The organism is Mycobacterium sp. NTMscope_Eco_3 (assembly GCF_976985685.1).
The window spans coordinates 5168102-5185896 of the sequence record NZ_CDRJYZ010000001.1 but is presented as its reverse complement, the minus strand read 5'-3'; the positions used below and the strand labels follow the sequence as shown (position 1 = coordinate 5185896).

The following is a 17795-nucleotide window of genomic DNA, read 5'->3' as shown; positions in this document are numbered from 1 at the left end:
TGACCGGTGCGCTACTGCCGATGCTGGTTCGTCGGGTTCTAGGTGGCGGGTTGTGCCGGCTGTGCCGGTTGCGCCGGTGGCGCGGTGGTGTTGCTGGCCAGCAGGACCTGCTGCATGTCGGGCTTCATGGCCATCAGCTGCTGGTTCCAGTAGGGCCAGGAGTGTGTGCCGTTGGCCGGGAAGTTGAACACGCCGTTGCGCCCGCCCGCGGCCGCATAGTTGTTCTGGAACTGCTCGTTGGTGCGCAGCGTGAGCCCTTCTAAGAACTTGGCCGGCATGTTGTCGCCGCCCAGGTCGCTGGGAGCGCCGTTACCGCAGTAAATCCAGATGCGGGTGTTGTTGGCGACCAGCCGCGGAATCTGGACCATCGGGTCGTTGCGCTTCCACGCCGGGTCGGTGGACGGACCCCACATGCTGTTGGCGTTGTAACCGCCCGCGTCGTTCATCGCCAGACCGATCAGGGTGGGCCACCAACCCTCGGACGGGTTCAGGAAGCCCGACAACGCGGCGGCGTAGGGGAACTGTTGCGGGTAGTAGGCGGCCAGGATCAGCGCCGAGCCACCCGACATCGACAGCCCCACCGCGGCGTTGCCCGCGGGGGAGATCTGCTTGTTGGCCTGCATCCACAGCGGCATTTCCTGGGTCAGGAACGTCTCCCACTTGTAGGTGTAGTTCTGCCCGTTGCCCGACGACGGCTGGTACCAGTTGCTGTAGAAGCTGGACTGGCCGCCGACCGGCATGATCACCGACAGGCCGGACTGATAGAACTCTTCGAAGGCGGGCGTGTTGATGTCCCAACCGTTGTAGTCGTCCTGCGCGCGCAGGCCGTCCAGCAGGTACACGGCGTGCGCGCCGCCCGGCTGGAACTGGACTTTGATGTTGCGGCCCATCGACGGCGACGGAACCTCGAGGTATTCGACCGGGAGCCCCGGCTTGGAGAAGGCGCTCGCGGCGGGGACGCCTCCGGTGGCGGCGACGAGACCGGACAGCAGGGAGGCCCCCATGGCCGCGATCGCCAGCCGGCGCGGCATGTTCGCCCCCGCGCCACGCAACTTTCGCACCTTTTCGATGAACGACATAGCTCTCTACCCATCCCAACTTTCATCTGCCGCACCATGCGGTGGAATCTGTTCTCGGGGAGTGAAACACAGGAAGTGGGCCGGAATCGGTTGTCGCGGCCGCAGCGACAGATCGCGGTTGGCTAACGATTGGGAGTCGGCCAGAAATCATCACATTCGGGTCACGATCGACTCTCGGAACCATGCCGGCATCTTGCGGGGTAACAGCGCATCCGCTATCACGCGCGCCGGCGCCCTAGGCGACCAGGCGACGCAAAAGCGTTGACGCCGCGGCGATTCCGAGCACCGCTGCGATCACCAGCACGACGATGCCGACCGGATTGAAGGGAGTTCCGATCAGTAGTGCCCGCAGCACGTCGACCTCGTAACTGACCGGGTTGACCTTGCTCAGCGCGCGCAGCCACGCCGGCATCACGTCAACGGGGTACAGCGCGTTGGAGGCGAAGAACAAGGGCATCGTGATCGCTTGCCCGATCCCCATCAGGCGATCGCGGTTGCGCACCAGGCCGGCCAGCGTCATCGACAGGCAGGCGAAGAACGCGGCGCCGAGCATGACGACGCCCATCGCCGCCACGATCCGCAGAGGATTGATCGTCAGGCCGACACGCATCAGGTACGCCAGCGCCAGCACGCCGACGACCTGGGCCACCGAACGCACGCCGGCCGCGAACGCCTTGCCGGTGATCAGCGCCGAAGCCGGGGCGGGCGTCACCATGAGTTTGGCGAGCACGCCGGCGTCGCGGTCCCAAATGATCTGTATCCCATAGAAAATGGAGATGAACAGCGCCGACTGGGCGATGATGCCGGGCGCCAGGAACGCCAGATACGACACCGAACCGGTGGCGATCACGTGCAAGTGGCTGAAGGTGGTACCGAAAATCAGCAGCCACAGCGCCGGCTGCACCATCCGGGTGACGAGTTCGGTCCGGTCGTGTTGCAGCTTCTGCAACTCGACGATCGCGAAGGCCCCGATGCGGCTGGACAGCGCGCCGACCCGCTGCCATCCGCGCGGCGCACGCAGCAGTGTTCCGGCCGTCGCACGCTCAACCGACACGGCGCGCCACCTTTCTGCTGGAACGGATGTCACGGATGGATTCCTCCGGCGATTCCGCCTCGTCGTCCAAACCCGTTGCCGCGTAATGGCGGAACACATCCTCGAGCGTGGCGCCCGACGACCCCTTGGATATCCGGGCTTTCAGTTCATCGGGCGCGCCGACGGCGCGGAGCGCGCCGTGGTGCATCAGCGCCACCCGGTCGCACAGCGCGTCGGCTTCTTCCATGTAGTGGGTGGTCAGCAGGACCGTCATGCCGAACTGCGCCTGCATCTTTCGCACCTGCGACCACACGCCGTCGCGCGCGATGGGATCCAGTCCCACGGTCGGTTCGTCCAGCACCAGCAGCGACGGGCGGTTGACCAGCGCCTGCGCCACCTCGAGACGGCGGACCATGCCGCCGGAGTAGGCCGACGCCATCCGCTCGGCCACGTCCACCAGGTCCATGGCGACCAGCGCCTGCTCGACGCGATCGGAGCGCTCGGCGCGCGGCACGCCGTACAACCGCGCGAACCACTCCACGTTCTGCCGGCCGGTCAAGGCGGGCTCGATCGAAAGCTGTTGCGGCACATAGCCGATATTGCTTCTGATGTCGGTGGTATGGCGGCGCGCGTCCATGCCGAAGATGTGCAGCTCACCCTGCTGCACCGGCGCCAACGTGGTCAGCATCCGGACCATGGTCGTCTTCCCGGCGCCATTGGGCCCCAGCAGGCCCATGGTTTCGCCGGGCCGGACGTGCAATGTCACGTCATCGACGGCGGTGAACTGGCCGTAGCGGTAGGTCAGGTGCCGGGCGTCGATGGCCATCGGCAGTGCCGCGCTCATGGTCGCCGCTCCTGAAGCATTCGGGTCATCATGTCGAGGACCTCCAATCCCTTTGTCAAGGACTCGATTTCGTCGCCGTCGAGTTCGTCGAGCAGCTCGGATAGCAGGTCTCGGCGCGCGGCGCGGGACGCGTCCAGGAGCTGCTGGGCAGGCTCGGCGAGCTGAAGCTGGCACACCCGTCGGTCGCTGTCCCCGGCGGTGCGGCAAAGCAGCCCGTCGGACACCAGCTTGGTGACCAGGGTCGAGGCGGTATTGGGGACCAGCCCGAGCTCGGCGGCGGCGGCGCCGACCGAGATCCCCGGACGCCGCCCGACCAGCCACAGCAGCTCGGACTGCGATTCGGAGAGCCGCGGCGAATCGAACGCGCGCCCGGCCGACCGGCGCAGTTGCCGCCGGAACCGGCCGACCACGCCGAACAGGTCGGCGGCGACATCGGTGCGTGACTTCACTTCCGCCATGATACCTCTGTAGCCGAGCTATTTATGTGGGGAAGCTCCGCGGACGGTATGTACCCGCTACCTGGGCAGGCGATGCAGGGCGACCTCGGTCACGGCGCCGCCGTCGACCTCGGCGATCATGTACGTGCAGAACGGCTGGCGCCGCCGATCCGTGGGCGATCCCGGATTGAGCAGGCGCAATCCGGTCCCGGTGGTGCTGTCCCAGGGGATGTGGCTGTGCCCGAACACCAACACCTCGGTGCCCGGGTACAGCCGTGACATGCGGGCCTCGCGCCCGGCCGCGGCGCCGGTCTCGTGGGTGACCGTGAACCGCACACCCCCCAGGGTCACGTCCGCGCGCTCGGGGAGCCGGGCCCGCAGTTCCGGGCCGTCGTTGTTACCCCAGCACCCCACCAGCCTGGCCGCCCTGCTGTCGAGGCGGTCGAGAAATTCCGGCGCTATCCAGTCGCCGGCGTGGATGACGACGTCGGCCCCGGCCACCTCGTCCCACACCGGTGCGGGCAGGTCGCGGGCGCGCTTGGGGATATGGGTGTCGGCGATCAGCAGCAGCCTCACGGACCCATTGTGAGCGAAATTCTGGGTAGTCCACGGCTGAAAGAGGAGGAATCACATGACATCGCGATTGAGCACGACGCTGCACACCTCGTTCGAGGACGCGGTGGAGCGGACCACAAAGGCACTAGCCGACCAGGGTTTCGGAGTGCTGACGACGATCGACGTGAAGGCCACGCTGAAGCAGAAGCTCGGCGAGGAGATGGAGAACTATCTCATCCTGGGCGCCTGCAACCCCGCGCTGGCGCATCGCGCGCTGGGCATCGACCGCCAGATCGGACAGTTATTGCCGTGCAACGTGGTGGTGCGCTCCGACCCCGCCGGTGACGGCGATGCGGTGTTGATCGAGGCCATGGATCCCCAGCTGATGGTCAACGTGACCGGCGAGGCGGGGGCGTTGCAGGAGGTCGCGGATCAGGCCACGGCCAGGCTGCAAGCGGCGATCGGCGCACTCGGGTAGCGGACGCGTGGTCAGCCGCGCTCATTGCGGGCTTCGGCGCCCGTTTCGCCGGCATCGAAGGAGTCATCGGAGCCCGCGGCACCCACATACGAACCGTCTTCTTCGCCCGCGGCCGCGCGGGACCGAGCCTGGTGGGTGTCGGGTTCCACGTCGTCCTCGGCCTTGTGGCCCTTGCGATCTGGCATGGTAATTCCCTTTCTGAAGCCCGCGGCATCGAAGACTTCGCGCGGCGGCTGCTCACAGTCGGGTTCCCCCGACAGCCCGCGCGAAACGGGGAACGCGCGGGGATCGCCGCCCGGTCGGCTGCCGCGCCACGATGTCGCTATTGTTAGCAGCCGAAACCAAGGAGAACACGCCATGCGCACCTTCGAATCAGTCGCCGACCTCACCGCAGCCGCGGGAGAGGCCCTGGGTCACAGTGACTGGGTCACCATCACCCAGGAAGACGTCAACCTGTTCGCCGACGCGACCGGCGATCACCAGTGGATCCACGTCGACCCGGAGCGAGCCGCGTCCGGCCCGTTCGGCAAAACCATCGCCCACGGTTTCATGACCCTGGCGCTGCTGCCGCAGCTGCAGCACCAGATCTACACCGTCAACGGCATCAAGCTCGCAATCAACTACGGGCTCAACAAGGTTCGTTTCCCCGCGCCGGTTCCGGTCGGCTCGCGGGTGCGCGCGCAGAGTTCGTTGGTCAGCGTCGACGACGTGGGCAACGGCGCCGTGCAGGCGACCCTCTCGACCACCGTCGAGATCGAGGGGTCGGCCAGGCCGGCGTGCGTGGCCGAGAGCGTCGTCCGCTTCGTCGCCTGAAACGCGCGTCGAACGTCGACCTGTTGCGGTGAAACCGGCTTCTCCGCACAACAAGTCGACGTTCGGCGTCAGAATTCGGCGACCGCGCGTTCCAGGCGTTCGGCCAGCCGCGCCTGGGCTTCGGCCCGCCGGGTGGGGATATGCGCCGACGGGAAAGGCGTTGTCACGGGCTCGTATTCGCGCAGGGTGCGGCGGGCCACCGTCATCTTGTGCAGCTCGGTGGCGCCGTCGGCGATGCCCAGCGACTCGGCGGCGACCATCATCTTGACGAACGGCATCTCGTCGGAGACGCCGAGCGCACCGTGCAGGTGCATGGCCCGCTGCGCGACGTCGTGGAGCACCTGCGGCATGGCGACCTTCACCGCCGCGATATCGCGCCGCACCTTCTGGTAGTCGTGGTGCTTGTCGATCAGCCACGCGGTGCGCAGCACCAGCAGCCGGAACTGCTCGATCTGGATCCAGCTGTCGGCGATCTTCTCCTGGGTCATCTGGAAATCGGCGAGCCGCCCGTGCCGGGTTTTGCGGGACACCGCCCGTTCACACATCATGTCGAAGGCGCTGCGCGCCAACGCTATTGTGCGCATCGCGTGGTGAATCCGCCCCCCGCCGAGCCTGGTCTGCGCGATCATGAACGCCTGCCCCTCGCCGCCGAGCACGTGATCGGCGGGCACCCGCACGTCGTGGTAGCGGACGTAGGCGTGGCTGGCAGACGATGCTCCCCTTTCTAATCCCACGCCCACATTGCGCACGATCTCGATGCCCGGCGTCTCGGCCGGAACGATGAACAGCGACATCTTGTCGTAGGTGCGGGCTTCGGCGTTGGTGACCGCCATGACGATGAAGAACGACGCGTGTTTGGCGTTGGTGGAGAACCACTTTTCGCCGTTGATGACCCAGTAGTCGCCGTCGCGGGTGGCCGCGGTGACGAACTGTCCCGGGTCGGAGCCGCCCTGCGGTTCGGTCATCGAATAGCAGGAGGTGATTTCGCCGTCCAGCAGCGGCTGCAGATAGCGGGCCTTCTGCTCGTCGGTGCCGAACAGCGCGAGGATCTCGGCGTTGCCGGAGTCCGGCGCCTGACAGCCGAATACCGATGGGGCCCAACGGGATCGCCCGAGGATCTCGTTGAGCAGCGCCAGTTTGACCTGACCGAAGCCCTGGCCGCCCAACTCGGGGCGCAGGTGTGCGGCCCACAGCCCCTGGTCCTTCACCTGCTGCTGCAAGGGCCGCAGGACGGCCATCATCTCGGCGTTCTTTTTGTCGTAGGGGTCCAGCGCGACCAGGTCGAGCGGTTCCAGCTCCTCGGCCATGAACTTTTCGACCCAGTCCAGCTTCGCCTGGTATTCGGGGTCAGTTTCGAAGTCCCACACCGTGGCCACCATTCCCCGGCGCCGCACCGCGCCGGACTCGTTGCTGAAGCCACCCCATCCTAGAGCGGGGCGGACGACGATCAGGTCTCGCCGCGGGTGTCGATCACGCGTTGGGCGACGTCGGTGAGCTTGGTCTGGCTCTCCTGAGACAGCCGGCGCAGCAACTCGAAGGCGCGTACGTCGTCGACGCCGTAGCGCTCCATGATGATGCCCTTGGCCTGTCCGATTCGGTCGCGCGATGACAGGGCGGATTGCATCTGCTGTCCGTGGCGCCCGGCCATGATCGCCGAGGCGGCATGCGCGGCGAACACCGACCCGATGGTCTCCGCTTCGGTGTCCCACACTTTGGGCCGGAAGCTGAACAGGTTCAGGGCACCGGCGGTGCGCTCGGCGGTGTACAGCTTGAACGACAGGCTGCTCAGCACCCCGTGCTCGACGGCCGCCGGGGCGTACTTGGGCCAGCGCGGTTCGTCGCGGAGGTCGTCGCTGCGCACGATCGTTTCTTTCAGGGCGGCGTCGTGGCAGGGGCCCTCGGAGAATTCGTGCTGCAATTTGTCGAGCTGCGCCACCAGGCTGTGGGTGTCCGCGACCGATTCGAACTCCCCACCGGCCTTGAGCAGCAGCACTCCCGCGATATCGGTGGCCGGTATCAGCTCGACCGCGGCGGTGGTCACGTCGGCGAGGACGTCATCGAGCGAGCGTGGGGTGGCGATCTCGCGGGCGAGTTCGGCAATGCGTACGGCTAACCCGTGCTTCGAGGCCGGGTCCAAAGAGTCCATACGGGCGCATTCTCCACGATGTCTTCCCGACGCGTAACCCCGGCAATCGTCGGCCCCTGCTCGACGGCCGGGGGCCGGGAAGTTGCGGTGCCCTCAGTTTGGCGTCATAGGCCCCGGGTATCCGGCGTCGACCAGCCAGATCTCGATCCCCCAGGGAGGCCCCAGTGTTTGTGCACAACAAAGATCTTCAATTCGAGGTACGGGTCGACCGGCCCGACCCTCGCTTCGCGTCGCTGCTGATGGAACAGTTCGGCGGCGCCAACGGCGAACTCACCGCGGCGCTGCAGTACTTCACCCAGGCGTTTGTGCTGCGCCAGAAGAACCCGAAGATGTATGACCTGTTCATGGATATCGCGACCGAGGAGCTCAGCCACCTCGAGATGGTCGGATCGATGATCACCATGCTGCTCGACGGGCTCAACGACAATCTCAAGATTGCCAATGAGAAATGCGATTGGATGCCGGCGGTGGCCAGCGGCGACGGCCGGGACAGCATCATCAACCAGGTGGCGGTCAACCCGCTGTTCCTGGTGCTCAGCGGCGGCGGGCCGGACGTCAAGGACTCCGCGGGCAACAACTGGACCGGAGCGTTCATCGATGCCAACGGCGACCCGACGGTGGACCTGCGCAACAACTTGGCCGCCGAAACCCGGGCCAAGGTTGTCTACGAGTACCTCAAGCAGTTCACCGACGACCCCGGTGTGCAGGACACCCTGACCTTTCTGATGACCCGCGAGGTCGCGCACTATCAGCAGTTCACCGCGGCGCTCAACGAGCTGCCGGTGAATTTCCCGCCCGGAGCGCTGCCGGGCGACCCACGTTTCCAAAACGTGGCGTTCAACATGTCCAGCGGGGGTGGCAAACCCACCCGCGGGCCGTGGAACCAGGGGCAAGGACCATGGCCCGAGGGCATGAAATGGCAGTACGTGGAAAAGCCCGAGGAACAGTGGCTCGGCGGCAAGACCCGGAAGAACACGGGAGCACAACAAAACCCCGAGGGCTCGCCGGCCGTCGAGGCCGAGAAGCCGTTCACCCACGAACAGCACACGCCCACAGGTTAATTGCCACCGTCGTTGCCGCGTCAGTGCATCTGCGGGTCCGGCGGATTGTCCTCGCCGCGGCCGGTCAACGCGTCCCGGACGTGGTCGACGATCGCCGCTCCCACCCCCATCGTTTTCAGCACGGTGGGGTTCGGCGGCGTATCCGGGTGCGGCCGCGTCGGAGCGATCTTCTTTGCCTGCTCTAGCTTTTCGCCGATCTTTTCCAAATCCGCACGGCTGAGCACGGTTTCGACCTCCGGCCACACCTCGTTTTGTTCGTAGGCGATGTGTTCGCGGCCCGCCTTGACGAATTCCTGCAGTGCCTCGTGGTAATCCGGCTCACCGGGCTTGCCGTCCTCGAGACGTTGCAGCAGCTTCTTTCCGGCCTGCTCCTGCTCGATCGCCTTGTCGACGAGTCCATCGCCGATCGCGTCGCGCACCGCCGGCCAAAAGAACTGTTCCTCGATCGCTTCGTGCTGGGACTCGGCGATGATGAGGTTGTTCACCATCGTTTCCAAGCCGCTCGCCTGCGCGCCGGAGCCTGACGGCGCCCCGTCGAGCGTCTCCAACAGACCGAGCACGCTTTTGTGGTCCTGACGAAGAAAAGTGATTGCGTCCATGCCTTGCCTTCCAATTGGGCTGTCCCTCGAAGTTGCGTGCGGATACCCGGGCCGGGGGCTTCGAAACAGCTTTGAATCGCTAGGGGCCCGACGTTCGTTCAGCGCAACTTCGGCAGGACGTCGGTGCGGTAGAAGTCGATGGCGGCGATCGGATCGTCTTGGGCAAAGTGCAGGAAGGGGACGGCGCCGGCGTCGAGCACCCGCTGCACGGCGCTGATGTGGGGGGCCGGGTCGGTGCCGATGGTCCAGCCGGCCAACACCTTGTCGATGGGGTTGGACTGGGCCGCGCGCTGGATCTCTACGGGATTGGGCTGGTCGACGGCACCGGCCGTGAAACGCCACAGCACCGCGGCGCGGGCCGCCGCGGCACTGTCGCCGACGACCGCGAACAATTCGGCGCGTTTCCCCAATGTGGCCATGTCGCGCCCGGCGGCCCGCGCTCCGGCACCGAAGGCCGCCAACAGTTTTGGGTTCGTCACGTCGTCGGCCTGGGTGATCCAACCGTCCCCGTACTGCCCGGCCAGTTTCGCGCTCTTCGGGCCGCCGGCCGCCACGAAGATCGGCGGCGGTGTGGCCGGCACGTCGTAGAGCTTCAACGAGTTCGTCTGAAAGTACCGGCTGGAGAAGGAGATTCGCGATCCGCTCCACAACCGGCGGATCAGGTCGATCGCCTCGGCGAGCCGGTCATGGCGCTCGGCGTAGTTGCCGTAGGCGTTGGTGGTGGCTTGTTCGTTGAGTCGCTCGCCGGTGCCGACTCCCAGAAACACCCTGCCCGGGTTGAGGATTGCCAGGGAGGCGAAGGCCTGAGCCACCGTGGCGGGGTGGTAGCGGTAGGTGGGGCAGGTCACTCCGGTGCCGAACGAGATCCGGCTGGTGGCGCTGCCGACCAGCGCCAGCGTGAGCCACGGGAACATCGAATGGCCTTCGTTGTCCTGCCACGGCTGAATGTGGTCGCTGGCCCACACGTAGTGAAAGCCGGCCTCTTCGGCCGCCTGGGCCTGTGCCACCAGCCGGTCGGTGCGGAACTGCTCGTGGGAAAGCACGAACCCCACGCCCTTGCCCTGCGGCGGTGGCGGGCCGGTGGACTTGCCGCGGCCGGCGCCCGGTTTCGCGCAGCCGCCCGACAGGCCGACGGAGCCGAGCATGCCCGCGCCGGCAGCCGCCCGCCCGAACGCTCGCCGAGAGATGCCGGTCACGCGGGTTCGCATACCCGCCCCGCATCGCCTCACACACCCACTAGCCTGTCGTGGATGACCCCCCACGTCCGCCCGGCGCGGAAGGCCGACGTCCGCGAGCTGTCGCGCACCCTGGCCCGCGCGTTCTACGACGACCCGGTGATGATCTGGCTGATGCCCGACCAGGACAAGCGCACCGCGCAGCTGACCCGGCTGTTCGCGACGATGACCCACCACCACCATCTGGCGCGCGGCGGCGTGGAGGTGGCCGCCGCCGACTCCGGTATCGGCGCTGCGGCGCTGTGGGATCCGCCCGATCAGTGGCAGGAGACGCCCGGTGCGCAGCTGGCGATGACGCCCACGTTCCTCCGGGTGTTCGGTCTGCGCTCGATGCGCGGGCGCGCGGTCCAGGAATTGATGAAGAGCGTCCACCCCGAGGAACCGCACTGGTATCTGGCTGTCATCGGCAGCGATCCGGCGGTCCGCGGTCAGGGGTTCGGTCAAGCCCTGATGCGGTCGCGGCTGGACCGCTGCGACGCGGAATACTGTCCGGCGTACCTCGAGTCGACCAAACTCGAAAACGTCCCGTATTACGAACGTTTCGGCTTCGCGGTCACCCGCGAGATCGTGCTGCCGGACGACGGCCCGAAGATGTGGGCCATGTGGCGGGCACCGCGGGCCCGCGTTTAGTCACCCGATGCGGCGGGCAACCGTTCGGCATGAGCGATAACCCCCAAGCCGACGATCTGGTAGATCCCGCCGACTTTCCCGAAGAGGGTGGTCCGGGCGACACCCTGAACGCGAGCGAAGGTACCGACTCGGACGAACTGCGCAACGACGACGGCGACATCGTCGTCGATCCCCCCGAGGGCTGGAGCGAGGCCAACCGCTTCGGCGTGACGGCGAGGGAAGAACGAGAGGGCGAATCCCTCGACGATCGACTGGCCGCCGAAGAGCCCGACGTGCCCGATGCCGTCGAGCCGGTCGACGACGGTCCGCGGCGCGCGCAGCGCGGCCAGATCGACGGCACCCCCGAAGACGGCGACTCGCTCTACGACGTGGTCGATGAGTAAATCAGTGCTCGCCTGTTTACTGCAGCCGACGTGATCAGGGAGTGCTCTGCCACCCGGCGATGCCGGTCGCGATCATCCTCAACTGCTTGACGGCGAGCCGGCGGATGTCCTCGGTCGCCTCGATGCTCTGCGAATCCTCGATGGCCTCCGCGATGACGATCATGGCGTTGACGAACAGGGTCGCCAGCACGTTGAGATCCTCGGTGGTCCACTTGTTCAACCCCGGGAAACGCGCCAGGTCGGTGGCCAGCTCGGAGGTGATCAGCCGGATCTCGGTGCGAATGGCGTAGCGCAGCACGGACAGGCCGCTGTTGCGCTCGCGGCCGATGAGCCGCCAGTGTTCGCGCCTGTCGGCGACGCTGGCGACCAGGATCTCGACGGACGACTCGATCACCCGGTTCGGGTCGAGCTTGCCGGCGCGCGCGTCGCGCAGGGTGTCGCGCAGGCTGCGAAACGACTCGTCGATCAGGACCAGGCCGAGTGCCTCCATCGACTCGAAGTGGCGGTAAAACGCCGCCGGCACGATCCCGACCTCGCGGGTCACCTCGCGCAGGCTCAGGCTGGAAAAGCTGCGGTCCTGCAATAGCTTGAGCGCCGCGGCGATGAGCGCCGCGGCGATGACTTTCCCGCGAGCTTGAGCGCCGCGGCGATGATGGCGCGCCGCGTCGCCTCCTTGCGCTCCTCGCGCGACTGACTTTCCCGCGAGCGTTCGCGTCCGGAGCCGCGCGCCCGTGAGCTAGGAGTACGGCTGTTCACTATGTGAAGCCTACCACATCGGGCCAGTAAACCCTTGACGACCTGGCGGTTGTGGCCGCACGGTGTACATATGTTCACTCAAACCGCTCAAGCTTCCGGCCGGGTCCTCGCGCGGACGTTTCGGCAACGCGTGTTGGGTTCAGAGCTCGTAGACCTGCTGACCGGGCCGCACGGCGTCGACCGTTACACCGAACTCGTGGCACCAACCTGGACACTGGGCGAAGCCCGCGCCAGGGTGACCGACGTGCGCCGGACCACACCCCGCAGCGTCACGCTCACCCTGGCTCCCAACGACAGCTTCCTGTCCGCCCACACTGTCCGGGCCGGCCAGTACGTCAACCTGACCGTCGAGATCGACGGGCGCCGGCACACCCGCTGCTATTCCCCGGCCAACGTCGAAGGGGCGGCCACCCTCGAGCTGACCATCGGCCGGCACGAGGGAGGCCTGGTCTCGAACCATCTGTACGAACACGCCCGTCGCGGCATGGTGGTGGGTCTGGCCGGCGCCGGCGGCGACTTCACCCTGCCCGCGGCGCGGCCCCGGCGGATCCTGTTCGTCTCCGGGGGCAGCGGGATCACCCCGGTGATGGCGATGCTGCGCACCCTGGTCGCCCAGGGCCATCCCGGCGAGATCGCCTTCGTCCACTACGCCCGCACCCCCGCCGAGGCCTGCTACCGCGACGAGCTCGCCGCCATGCCCTCGGTGCGGGTACTGCACGGCTACACCCGCACCGACGGCGGCGACCTGACCGGACGCTTCGGCCCGGAACACCTGGCCGCCGCGATGCCCGCACCCGACGCGGTATTCGTCTGCGGTCCAACGGCTTTGATCGAGGCCGTGCGGGAGCACTGCGACACCGTGTACACCGAAAGCTTCGTCCCGCCGGCGCTCGACACGCCGGCAAACCCTTCCGGAGGGCGAGTCACGTTCTCCGACAGCGGGGTTGACATCGTCGACGACGGGCGCCCGCTGCTGGAGCAGGCCGAATCCGCGGGCCTCTTTCCGGAAAACGGGTGCCGGATGGGCATCTGCCACACCTGCACGCGGCGCAAAACCGCCGGCACCGTGCGCAACCTGGTCACCGGCGCGGTCTCGACCGCACCCGATGAGGACGTGCAGATCTGCGTGTCCGTTCCGGTCGGTGACGTGGACCTGTCCCTTTAACAGCAACCAAGCTCGCGAATGTGAAATACGCGACGGCCGCACGGCGTGTCGCGTCGAGAGATTCACAGTCGCGGCGGAATCCGGAGGAAATGCCATGACACAGAACAAGATCGCCCTGACACCCGAGCAGGCCGACGCATTCGGCCGCGAGCTCGACGCCATCAAAGAGCGCGTGATGGCGGACCTCGGCGAAAAGGACGCCGACTACATCCGCCGCGTCATCAAGGCCCAGCGCGCGCTGGAAGTCGGCGGGCGGGTGCTGTTGTTCCTGCCGCCGGCCTGGCTGCTGGGCACCGGCATGCTCGGCATCGCCAAAATCCTGGACAACATGGAGATCGGCCACAACATCATGCACGGCCAGTACGACTGGATGCGCGACCCGGCGATCTCCGGCCGCACCTTCGAGTGGGACACCGCGTGCCCGGCCGATCAATGGCGCCACTCGCACAACTACATGCACCACACCCACACCAACATCGTGGGCATGGACCGCGACATCGGCTACGGGATCCTGCGGATGAGCGAGGACCAGCGCTGGCAGCCGTACTTCCTCGGCAACCCGATCTACGCCTTCCTGCTGATGGTGTTGTTCCAGTACGGCGTCGCGCTGCACGAACTGGAAACCGAGCGCATCCGTTCCGGCGAAATCCGTCTCGCGGACAAGCGCGAGGTGCTGCGGGCGATCTGGAAGAAGACCCGTCGGCAGACCCTCAAGGACTACGTCGCCTTCCCGCTGCTGGCCGGGCCGTTCGCGCCGTTCGTCTTCACCGGCAACCTCACGGCCAACCTGATGCGCAACGTGTGGTCGTACATGATCATCTTCTGCGGCCACTTCCCGGATGGCACACAGGAATTCACCGTCGAGGAAACCAGGGACGAGTCGCGCGGCATGTGGTACTTCCGCCAGGTGCTCGGCTCGGCGAACCTCACCGGCGGCCGGCTATTTCACCTGCTGTCCGGCAACCTCTCCCACCAGATCGAGCACCACCTGTTCCCGGACATGCCGGCCCGCCGCTACGCCGAGATCGCGCCCGAGGTGCAGCGGATCTGCGAGCGCTACGGCATCCCGTACAACCGCGGTCCGCTGCTGCGGCAATTCGGCACGGTCGTCCGCAAGATCGTCAGGCTGACCTTCCCGGACAGCTGGCTCCCCAAGGCCGGTGCCGACGAGCCCGCCGATCGCGAGCCGGTCGCCGCGTAACTCGGGGCCGTCCACGCATTGCCTTGCGCCGGGCGAGGGGGACAATGAGGTCCGTGGAATGGACCGGCGCGCGCTACGCGGACACCCCGACGGTGGAGGCCTCGACGTGGATCGACGCGGATCCGGAGCGGGTCTGGGGCCTGGTCTGCGATATCGCGCTGATGCCCGCGGTCAGCAACGAACTCAAGGCCGTGGAGTGGGCCGAGGGATCGGACGGCCCGCGGGTCGGCGCCCGCTTCGTCGGACACAACGAGCACGAGGCGTTCGGCCGATGGAGCACCACGTCCCAGATCGTCGCGTGCGATCCGCCACGCGAATTCGCCTGGGCCGTAGGCGATCCCGATAACCCCGCCGCGACCTGGAGATTCCGGTTGGCACCCCGCGACGGCGGCACGACCCTGAACTACTGGACGCAGATGGGGCCGGGACGCTCGGGGTTGTCGAGCGCGATCGACTCGATGCCCGACAAGGAACAGAAAATCGTGTTCGTGCGGATGCGGGAGTTCGAGGCCGCGATCGGAAAGACCCTGGCCTCGATCAAACGGCTGGCCGAGCACGGAGTGCGGTGATGCGGACCGCCACCACGGTGGAGTTCTCCGGCACCGGGAACGACGCCGGGCAGGTCGTGGCGCTCGCGGTCGAGGCCGAGAAGCTGGGCCTCGATGTGTGTTGGGTGGCCGAGGCGTGGGGCACGGACGCGCCGTCGGCGCTGGGCTACCTCGCCGCGCGCACCGAGCGGATGCTGCTGGGGTCCGGCGTGATTCAGCTCGGCACCCGCTCGCCGGTCCTGGTCGCCCAGACCGCGATCACGCTGTCCAATCTGTCGAACGGACGGTTCCTGCTCGGGTTGGGCGCCTCGGGCCCGCAGGTGATCGAGGGCCTGCACGGCGTCTCGTTCGACCGGCCGCTGGCGCGCACCACCGAAACCATCGACATCGTCAGGCAGGCGTTCGCGGGCGGAAAGATCTCTTACACCGGTAGGGAATTCGAGCTTCCCCGCCCCGGCGGCGAGGCGGTGCCGATGCGGTTGTCGGTGCGGCCGGAACACGCCATCCCGATCTACTTGGCCACGCTGTCACCGGCGATGCTGCGGTTGACCGGACGGGTCGCCGACGGGTGGCTGGGCACCAGCTTTGTCCCGGAAGGCGCCGAGGGCGCCTACTTCCGCCACCTTGACGACGGCCTGGCGGCGGCCGGGCGCACCCGTGCCGACATCGACGTCTGCCAGGGAGCCGAAGTCGCCTTCGCCGCAGACGAAGACGAGTTGCGCGGCATGGTCGCGGGCCGCAAGAAAGAGCTCGCGTTCAGCCTCGGCGGCATGGGATCGTCGAGCACGAACTTCTACAACCGGGCCTACAGCCGGCAGGGCTGGGCCGACGTCGCCGCCGAGGTGCGCGAGCGCTGGCAGCGCGGCGACCGGGACGGCGCGGCCTCCCTGGTGACCGACGAGATGGTGCTGGCGACCACGCTCATCGGGACCGAGAAGATGGTGTCCGCGCGCCTCGCGGTGTGGCGCGATGCCGGCGTGAACACCGTGCGGCTCTATCCCGCGGGCGACACCCTGGACGCCAAGCTGGAGACGCTGGGCCGCGCGATCGAGCTGGTCCGGCAGACGCCGGCTTCTTGACGGCCGCCGAACGTGCACTGGCGGCGAGTTTTTCGCGGTTTCTTCGCCCTCATGACACGTTCGGCGGATCAGCTGGCCGCCGTCGGCGCGTCGACGGCCTTGACGAGCTCCACCTCCGGGCGCTGCGGCACCCCGTCGGCGAGGAACCACCGGAAGGCCAGGTTGCCGCGCGGATAGCCCAGCGTGGTCAGGGAATTCGGGTGCGCGGTCTTGGCGCCGGACAAGACGATGGTCACCGAGCCGTCACTGTTGGCGACGGCGCTGTGACCGTTGATCGAGCAGCGCGCGTCGGGGCCCTCCGAGGCCGCGTAGGTGGCCATGAACTGGTTCCACACCACCATGTTCCAGAACCTGCACGCCGGCGGCCGATGCGTGATCACCAGCGCCTCGTCCTCGTCGAGCACGAAACTGCCGTAGGAGTAGCAGGCGTCGCGCGCCGACCAGCCGAAGTTGGCGTCCGGCACCTGGTAGGGGTCGGCGAACGCGTTTGCGGCGTGGGCGGTTTCGTGCCCGAGGGCGTGGGTGTCGTCGACCCGGTTTCCGACGGCCAGCGGCACGATGGCGAACATGGTCTGCAGCCAGGTCGCGACCGCGCGCAGCCGCACCGCGGTTTCCGCGTCACCGTGCCGGATCGGTGCCGGCTCGTCCAGGGCCTCGATCTGCCAGACGACCGGGCGTCCGGTCAGGGGATCGGCCTGGTAGTCGCGGGTCATCAACACGGCGGCGTCGGCCGTCGGGGGGAATTCGAAGGAGAAGTTGCCGTCGGTGTCGATGTCGAGGTCGCTGTCGCGGACGATCGCGACGACCCGGTCCGACCACGCCCCGAGCGTCGGTTCGTTGTAGGCGGTGACCGAAAAGTAAACGCTGTCACCCTTGTTCCCGCTGATGCGGTAGCGACGCGCCGGATCGACCGGGCATATGTAGTAGTACGCGTCGGTGTTGTCCCCACCCCAGCGGCGGTCGCGGCGAAACGGCGTGTTCACCGCGACGAATTGCGGCCGATCGGGTTCGGGGAACAGGTAGGTGTCCAGCGCGACGCCCAACGTGGTGGCGAGCATGCGGTAGCCGTCGGCGATGTGCCGGTCGTCGGCGACGGCGCGGTCGCCCTCCAAAAACGAGCGATCAAGGCCGCCAAGGGTATTCAGCAGTTCCTGCCACGCGGCCGTCGATTCGTGCGTCATGCGCTGATTCCTTTCAGGAGCAGTGTTGTCGTGCGATCGACCCACGCGTCATCGAGCTCGGTGGCGCGGGTGAGCAGGGCGACCAGCGTGATGCCGGCGATGGTCTCGGCCAGTTCGGCGGCGGTCACCTCCAAGCGCACCTCACCACGCGCCGCCGCCGCCGCGAGCCAGTCGGCGAGCCCGCCGCCGATGACGCCGGCGAAGCGCTCCAGCAGCGCCGAGTGCAGGCTCGGATCCGTGGCCATCTCGCCGATCAGGCCCGGCAGGGCCGCCCGGGCCGATGGCGTGGTGAGGAAAACCATTGTGCGGCGCACCATCTCGCGCAGACCGTCGGACGTCGAACCGGTGTCGGGGATCGCGGTGCCGGCGCCGATCGGGAACACCGCCTCGTGCACCAGATGCGCCTTGCTGGGCCAGCGGCGGTAGATCGCGGGCTTGCTGGTGCCGGCCCGCTCGGCGATGGCGGAGACCAACAGCCCCGGGTAGCCCGTCTCGGCGAGCAGTTCAACCGTCGCGCGTAACACCGCGGCGTCGATACGCGGATCGCGGGGCCGGCCAAAATCACCATCCAT

Annotated in this window: 21 protein-coding genes and 1 pseudogene; 9 read left to right on the top strand and 13 right to left on the bottom strand. The window is 67.4% G+C overall.

The annotated features are described in order from the left end of the window. Nucleotides 1–38: 38 nt before the first annotated feature. The 5 genes from ag85C to AC0KTM_RS24115 all read right to left on the bottom strand — a co-directional run bounded on the left by ag85C (nucleotide 39) and on the right by AC0KTM_RS24115 (nucleotide 3969). Complete coding sequence (ag85C, locus tag AC0KTM_RS24135) at nucleotides 39–1079, bottom strand: diacylglycerol acyltransferase/mycolyltransferase Ag85C (protein ID WP_225327271.1); 1041 nt, start codon at nucleotides 1077–1079, stop codon at nucleotides 39–41. Between the two features lie 235 nt (nucleotides 1080–1314). Next, nucleotides 1315–2133: an ABC transporter permease gene (locus AC0KTM_RS24130; RefSeq protein ID WP_225327270.1), complete on the bottom strand. Its 819-nt coding sequence runs from the start codon at nucleotides 2131–2133 to the stop codon at nucleotides 1315–1317. Next, complete coding sequence (locus AC0KTM_RS24125; RefSeq protein ID WP_238957165.1) at nucleotides 2123–2956, bottom strand: ATP-binding cassette domain-containing protein; 834 nt, start codon at nucleotides 2954–2956, stop codon at nucleotides 2123–2125. The genes AC0KTM_RS24130 and AC0KTM_RS24125 overlap by 11 nt, the downstream gene beginning before the upstream one ends. Further along, on the bottom strand, nucleotides 2953–3414 hold the full coding sequence (locus AC0KTM_RS24120) for a MarR family winged helix-turn-helix transcriptional regulator (protein ID WP_472416898.1): 462 nt from the start codon (nucleotides 3412–3414) through the stop codon (nucleotides 2953–2955). Before AC0KTM_RS24120 ends, AC0KTM_RS24125 begins: the two co-directional genes overlap by 4 nt. Nucleotides 3415–3471: 57 nt before the next feature. Beyond that, nucleotides 3472–3969, bottom strand: coding sequence for a metallophosphoesterase family protein (locus AC0KTM_RS24115; protein ID WP_225327267.1), 498 nt, complete (start codon nucleotides 3967–3969; stop codon nucleotides 3472–3474). A gap of 55 nt (nucleotides 3970–4024) precedes the next feature. Between AC0KTM_RS24115 and AC0KTM_RS24110 the strand changes: the two genes are divergently transcribed. After that, on the top strand, nucleotides 4025–4426 hold the full coding sequence (locus AC0KTM_RS24110; RefSeq protein WP_225327266.1) for a DUF302 domain-containing protein: 402 nt from the start codon (nucleotides 4025–4027) through the stop codon (nucleotides 4424–4426). An 11-nt stretch (nucleotides 4427–4437) separates the two neighbouring features. Here AC0KTM_RS24110 and AC0KTM_RS24105 read toward each other — a convergent pair whose 3' ends face one another. Continuing rightward, nucleotides 4438–4611 carry a hypothetical protein gene (locus tag AC0KTM_RS24105; RefSeq protein WP_225327265.1) on the bottom strand — a complete coding sequence of 58 codons (174 nt, stop codon included), beginning with the start codon at nucleotides 4609–4611 and terminating at the stop codon, nucleotides 4438–4440. 172 nt (nucleotides 4612–4783) lie between these two features. Here AC0KTM_RS24105 and AC0KTM_RS24100 point away from each other — a divergent pair, with 172 nt between their 5' ends. Then, nucleotides 4784–5239, top strand: a complete 456-nt coding sequence (locus AC0KTM_RS24100; protein ID WP_238957163.1) for a MaoC family dehydratase — start codon at nucleotides 4784–4786, stop codon at nucleotides 5237–5239. 68 nt (nucleotides 5240–5307) lie between these two features. Here the strand turns inward: AC0KTM_RS24100 and AC0KTM_RS24095 are convergent, their stop codons facing one another. After that, nucleotides 5308–6606 carry an acyl-CoA dehydrogenase family protein gene (locus AC0KTM_RS24095; RefSeq protein ID WP_472417551.1) on the bottom strand — a complete coding sequence of 433 codons (1299 nt, stop codon included), beginning with the start codon at nucleotides 6604–6606 and terminating at the stop codon, nucleotides 5308–5310. An 80-nt stretch (nucleotides 6607–6686) separates the two neighbouring features. Beyond that, nucleotides 6687–7385: a GAF and ANTAR domain-containing protein gene (locus AC0KTM_RS24090; RefSeq protein ID WP_225327263.1), complete on the bottom strand. Its 699-nt coding sequence runs from the start codon at nucleotides 7383–7385 to the stop codon at nucleotides 6687–6689. A 164-nt stretch (nucleotides 7386–7549) separates the two neighbouring features. Here AC0KTM_RS24090 and AC0KTM_RS24085 point away from each other — a divergent pair, with 164 nt between their 5' ends. After that, the gene (locus AC0KTM_RS24085; protein ID WP_225327262.1) at nucleotides 7550–8446 is read left to right on the top strand and encodes a manganese catalase family protein; all 897 of its coding nucleotides are present in this window, start codon (nucleotides 7550–7552) and stop codon (nucleotides 8444–8446) included. 20 nt (nucleotides 8447–8466) lie between these two features. Here the strand turns inward: AC0KTM_RS24085 and AC0KTM_RS24080 are convergent, their stop codons facing one another. After that, the gene (locus tag AC0KTM_RS24080; RefSeq protein WP_225327261.1) at nucleotides 8467–9045 is read right to left on the bottom strand and encodes a hemerythrin domain-containing protein; all 579 of its coding nucleotides are present in this window, start codon (nucleotides 9043–9045) and stop codon (nucleotides 8467–8469) included. 98 nt (nucleotides 9046–9143) lie between these two features. Further along, on the bottom strand, nucleotides 9144–10241 hold the full coding sequence (locus AC0KTM_RS24075) for a F420-dependent hydroxymycolic acid dehydrogenase (RefSeq protein ID WP_472416896.1): 1098 nt from the start codon (nucleotides 10239–10241) through the stop codon (nucleotides 9144–9146). A 54-nt stretch (nucleotides 10242–10295) separates the two neighbouring features. Here AC0KTM_RS24075 and AC0KTM_RS24070 point away from each other — a divergent pair, with 54 nt between their 5' ends. Further along, nucleotides 10296–10910 (top strand): GNAT family N-acetyltransferase, encoded by a 615-nt coding sequence (locus AC0KTM_RS24070; protein ID WP_472416894.1) that lies wholly within the window; start codon nucleotides 10296–10298, stop codon nucleotides 10908–10910. A gap of 29 nt (nucleotides 10911–10939) precedes the next feature. Beyond that, complete coding sequence (locus AC0KTM_RS24065) at nucleotides 10940–11293, top strand: hypothetical protein (protein WP_238957160.1); 354 nt, start codon at nucleotides 10940–10942, stop codon at nucleotides 11291–11293. Between the two features lie 34 nt (nucleotides 11294–11327). On the opposite strand, the pseudogene AC0KTM_RS24060 reads toward AC0KTM_RS24065, so the two are convergent. Continuing rightward, nucleotides 11328–12049, bottom strand: a pseudogene (locus AC0KTM_RS24060) (TetR family transcriptional regulator). Between the two features lie 70 nt (nucleotides 12050–12119). Between AC0KTM_RS24060 and AC0KTM_RS24055 the strand changes: the two are divergent. The 4 genes from AC0KTM_RS24055 to AC0KTM_RS24040 all read left to right on the top strand — a co-directional run bounded on the left by AC0KTM_RS24055 (nucleotide 12120) and on the right by AC0KTM_RS24040 (nucleotide 16042). Next, nucleotides 12120–13214: a ferredoxin reductase gene (locus AC0KTM_RS24055; RefSeq protein WP_472416892.1), complete on the top strand. Its 1095-nt coding sequence runs from the start codon at nucleotides 12120–12122 to the stop codon at nucleotides 13212–13214. A gap of 94 nt (nucleotides 13215–13308) precedes the next feature. Then, nucleotides 13309–14415 (top strand): fatty acid desaturase family protein, encoded by a 1107-nt coding sequence (locus AC0KTM_RS24050; protein ID WP_472416890.1) that lies wholly within the window; start codon nucleotides 13309–13311, stop codon nucleotides 14413–14415. Between the two features lie 44 nt (nucleotides 14416–14459). After that, entirely contained in the window at nucleotides 14460–14984 is a 525-nt protein-coding gene (locus AC0KTM_RS24045; protein WP_238957157.1) for an SRPBCC family protein, read from the top strand. Beyond that, on the top strand, nucleotides 14984–16042 hold the full coding sequence (locus AC0KTM_RS24040; RefSeq protein WP_238957156.1) for an LLM class flavin-dependent oxidoreductase: 1059 nt from the start codon (nucleotides 14984–14986) through the stop codon (nucleotides 16040–16042). The genes AC0KTM_RS24045 and AC0KTM_RS24040 overlap by 1 nt, the downstream gene beginning before the upstream one ends. 68 nt (nucleotides 16043–16110) lie before the next feature. On the opposite strand, the gene AC0KTM_RS24035 is transcribed toward AC0KTM_RS24040, so the two are convergent. Beyond that, nucleotides 16111–17223 carry a DUF1214 domain-containing protein gene (locus AC0KTM_RS24035; RefSeq protein WP_472416888.1) on the bottom strand — a complete coding sequence of 371 codons (1113 nt, stop codon included), beginning with the start codon at nucleotides 17221–17223 and terminating at the stop codon, nucleotides 16111–16113. Beyond that, nucleotides 17220–17795: a TetR/AcrR family transcriptional regulator gene (locus tag AC0KTM_RS24030; protein ID WP_472416887.1), complete on the bottom strand. Its 576-nt coding sequence runs from the start codon at nucleotides 17793–17795 to the stop codon at nucleotides 17220–17222. The genes AC0KTM_RS24035 and AC0KTM_RS24030 overlap by 4 nt, the downstream gene beginning before the upstream one ends.

What these genes read in the sequence shown, in the direction of transcription:
- AC0KTM_RS24100 (WP_238957163.1), top strand. Translation starts at nt 4,784, where the DNA reads ATGCGCACCTTCGAATCAGTCGCCGACCTCACCGCAGCCGCGGGAGAG.
- AC0KTM_RS24090 (WP_225327263.1), bottom strand. Translation starts at nt 7,385, where the DNA reads ATGGACTCTTTGGACCCGGCCTCGAAGCACGGGTTAGCCGTACGCATT.
- AC0KTM_RS24050 (WP_472416890.1), top strand. Translation starts at nt 13,309, where the DNA reads ATGACACAGAACAAGATCGCCCTGACACCCGAGCAGGCCGACGCATTC.
- ag85C (WP_225327271.1), bottom strand. Translation starts at nt 1,079, where the DNA reads ATGTCGTTCATCGAAAAGGTGCGAAAGTTGCGTGGCGCGGGGGCGAAC.
- AC0KTM_RS24125 (WP_238957165.1), bottom strand. Translation starts at nt 2,956, where the DNA reads ATGAGCGCGGCACTGCCGATGGCCATCGACGCCCGGCACCTGACCTAC.
- AC0KTM_RS24065 (WP_238957160.1), top strand. Translation starts at nt 10,940, where the DNA reads ATGAGCGATAACCCCCAAGCCGACGATCTGGTAGATCCCGCCGACTTT.
- AC0KTM_RS24055 (WP_472416892.1), top strand. Translation starts at nt 12,120, where the DNA reads ATGTTCACTCAAACCGCTCAAGCTTCCGGCCGGGTCCTCGCGCGGACG.
- AC0KTM_RS24040 (WP_238957156.1), top strand. Translation starts at nt 14,984, where the DNA reads ATGCGGACCGCCACCACGGTGGAGTTCTCCGGCACCGGGAACGACGCC.
- AC0KTM_RS24070 (WP_472416894.1), top strand. Translation starts at nt 10,296, where the DNA reads ATGACCCCCCACGTCCGCCCGGCGCGGAAGGCCGACGTCCGCGAGCTG.
- AC0KTM_RS24110 (WP_225327266.1), top strand. Translation starts at nt 4,025, where the DNA reads ATGACATCGCGATTGAGCACGACGCTGCACACCTCGTTCGAGGACGCG.
- AC0KTM_RS24120 (WP_472416898.1), bottom strand. Translation starts at nt 3,414, where the DNA reads ATGGCGGAAGTGAAGTCACGCACCGATGTCGCCGCCGACCTGTTCGGC.
- AC0KTM_RS24105 (WP_225327265.1), bottom strand. Translation starts at nt 4,611, where the DNA reads ATGCCAGATCGCAAGGGCCACAAGGCCGAGGACGACGTGGAACCCGAC.
- AC0KTM_RS24045 (WP_238957157.1), top strand. Translation starts at nt 14,460, where the DNA reads ATGAGGTCCGTGGAATGGACCGGCGCGCGCTACGCGGACACCCCGACG.
- AC0KTM_RS24080 (WP_225327261.1), bottom strand. Translation starts at nt 9,045, where the DNA reads ATGGACGCAATCACTTTTCTTCGTCAGGACCACAAAAGCGTGCTCGGT.
- AC0KTM_RS24030 (WP_472416887.1), bottom strand. Translation starts at nt 17,795, where the DNA reads ATGGATGGTGATTTTGGCCGGCCCCGCGATCCGCGTATCGACGCCGCG.
- AC0KTM_RS24035 (WP_472416888.1), bottom strand. Translation starts at nt 17,223, where the DNA reads ATGACGCACGAATCGACGGCCGCGTGGCAGGAACTGCTGAATACCCTT.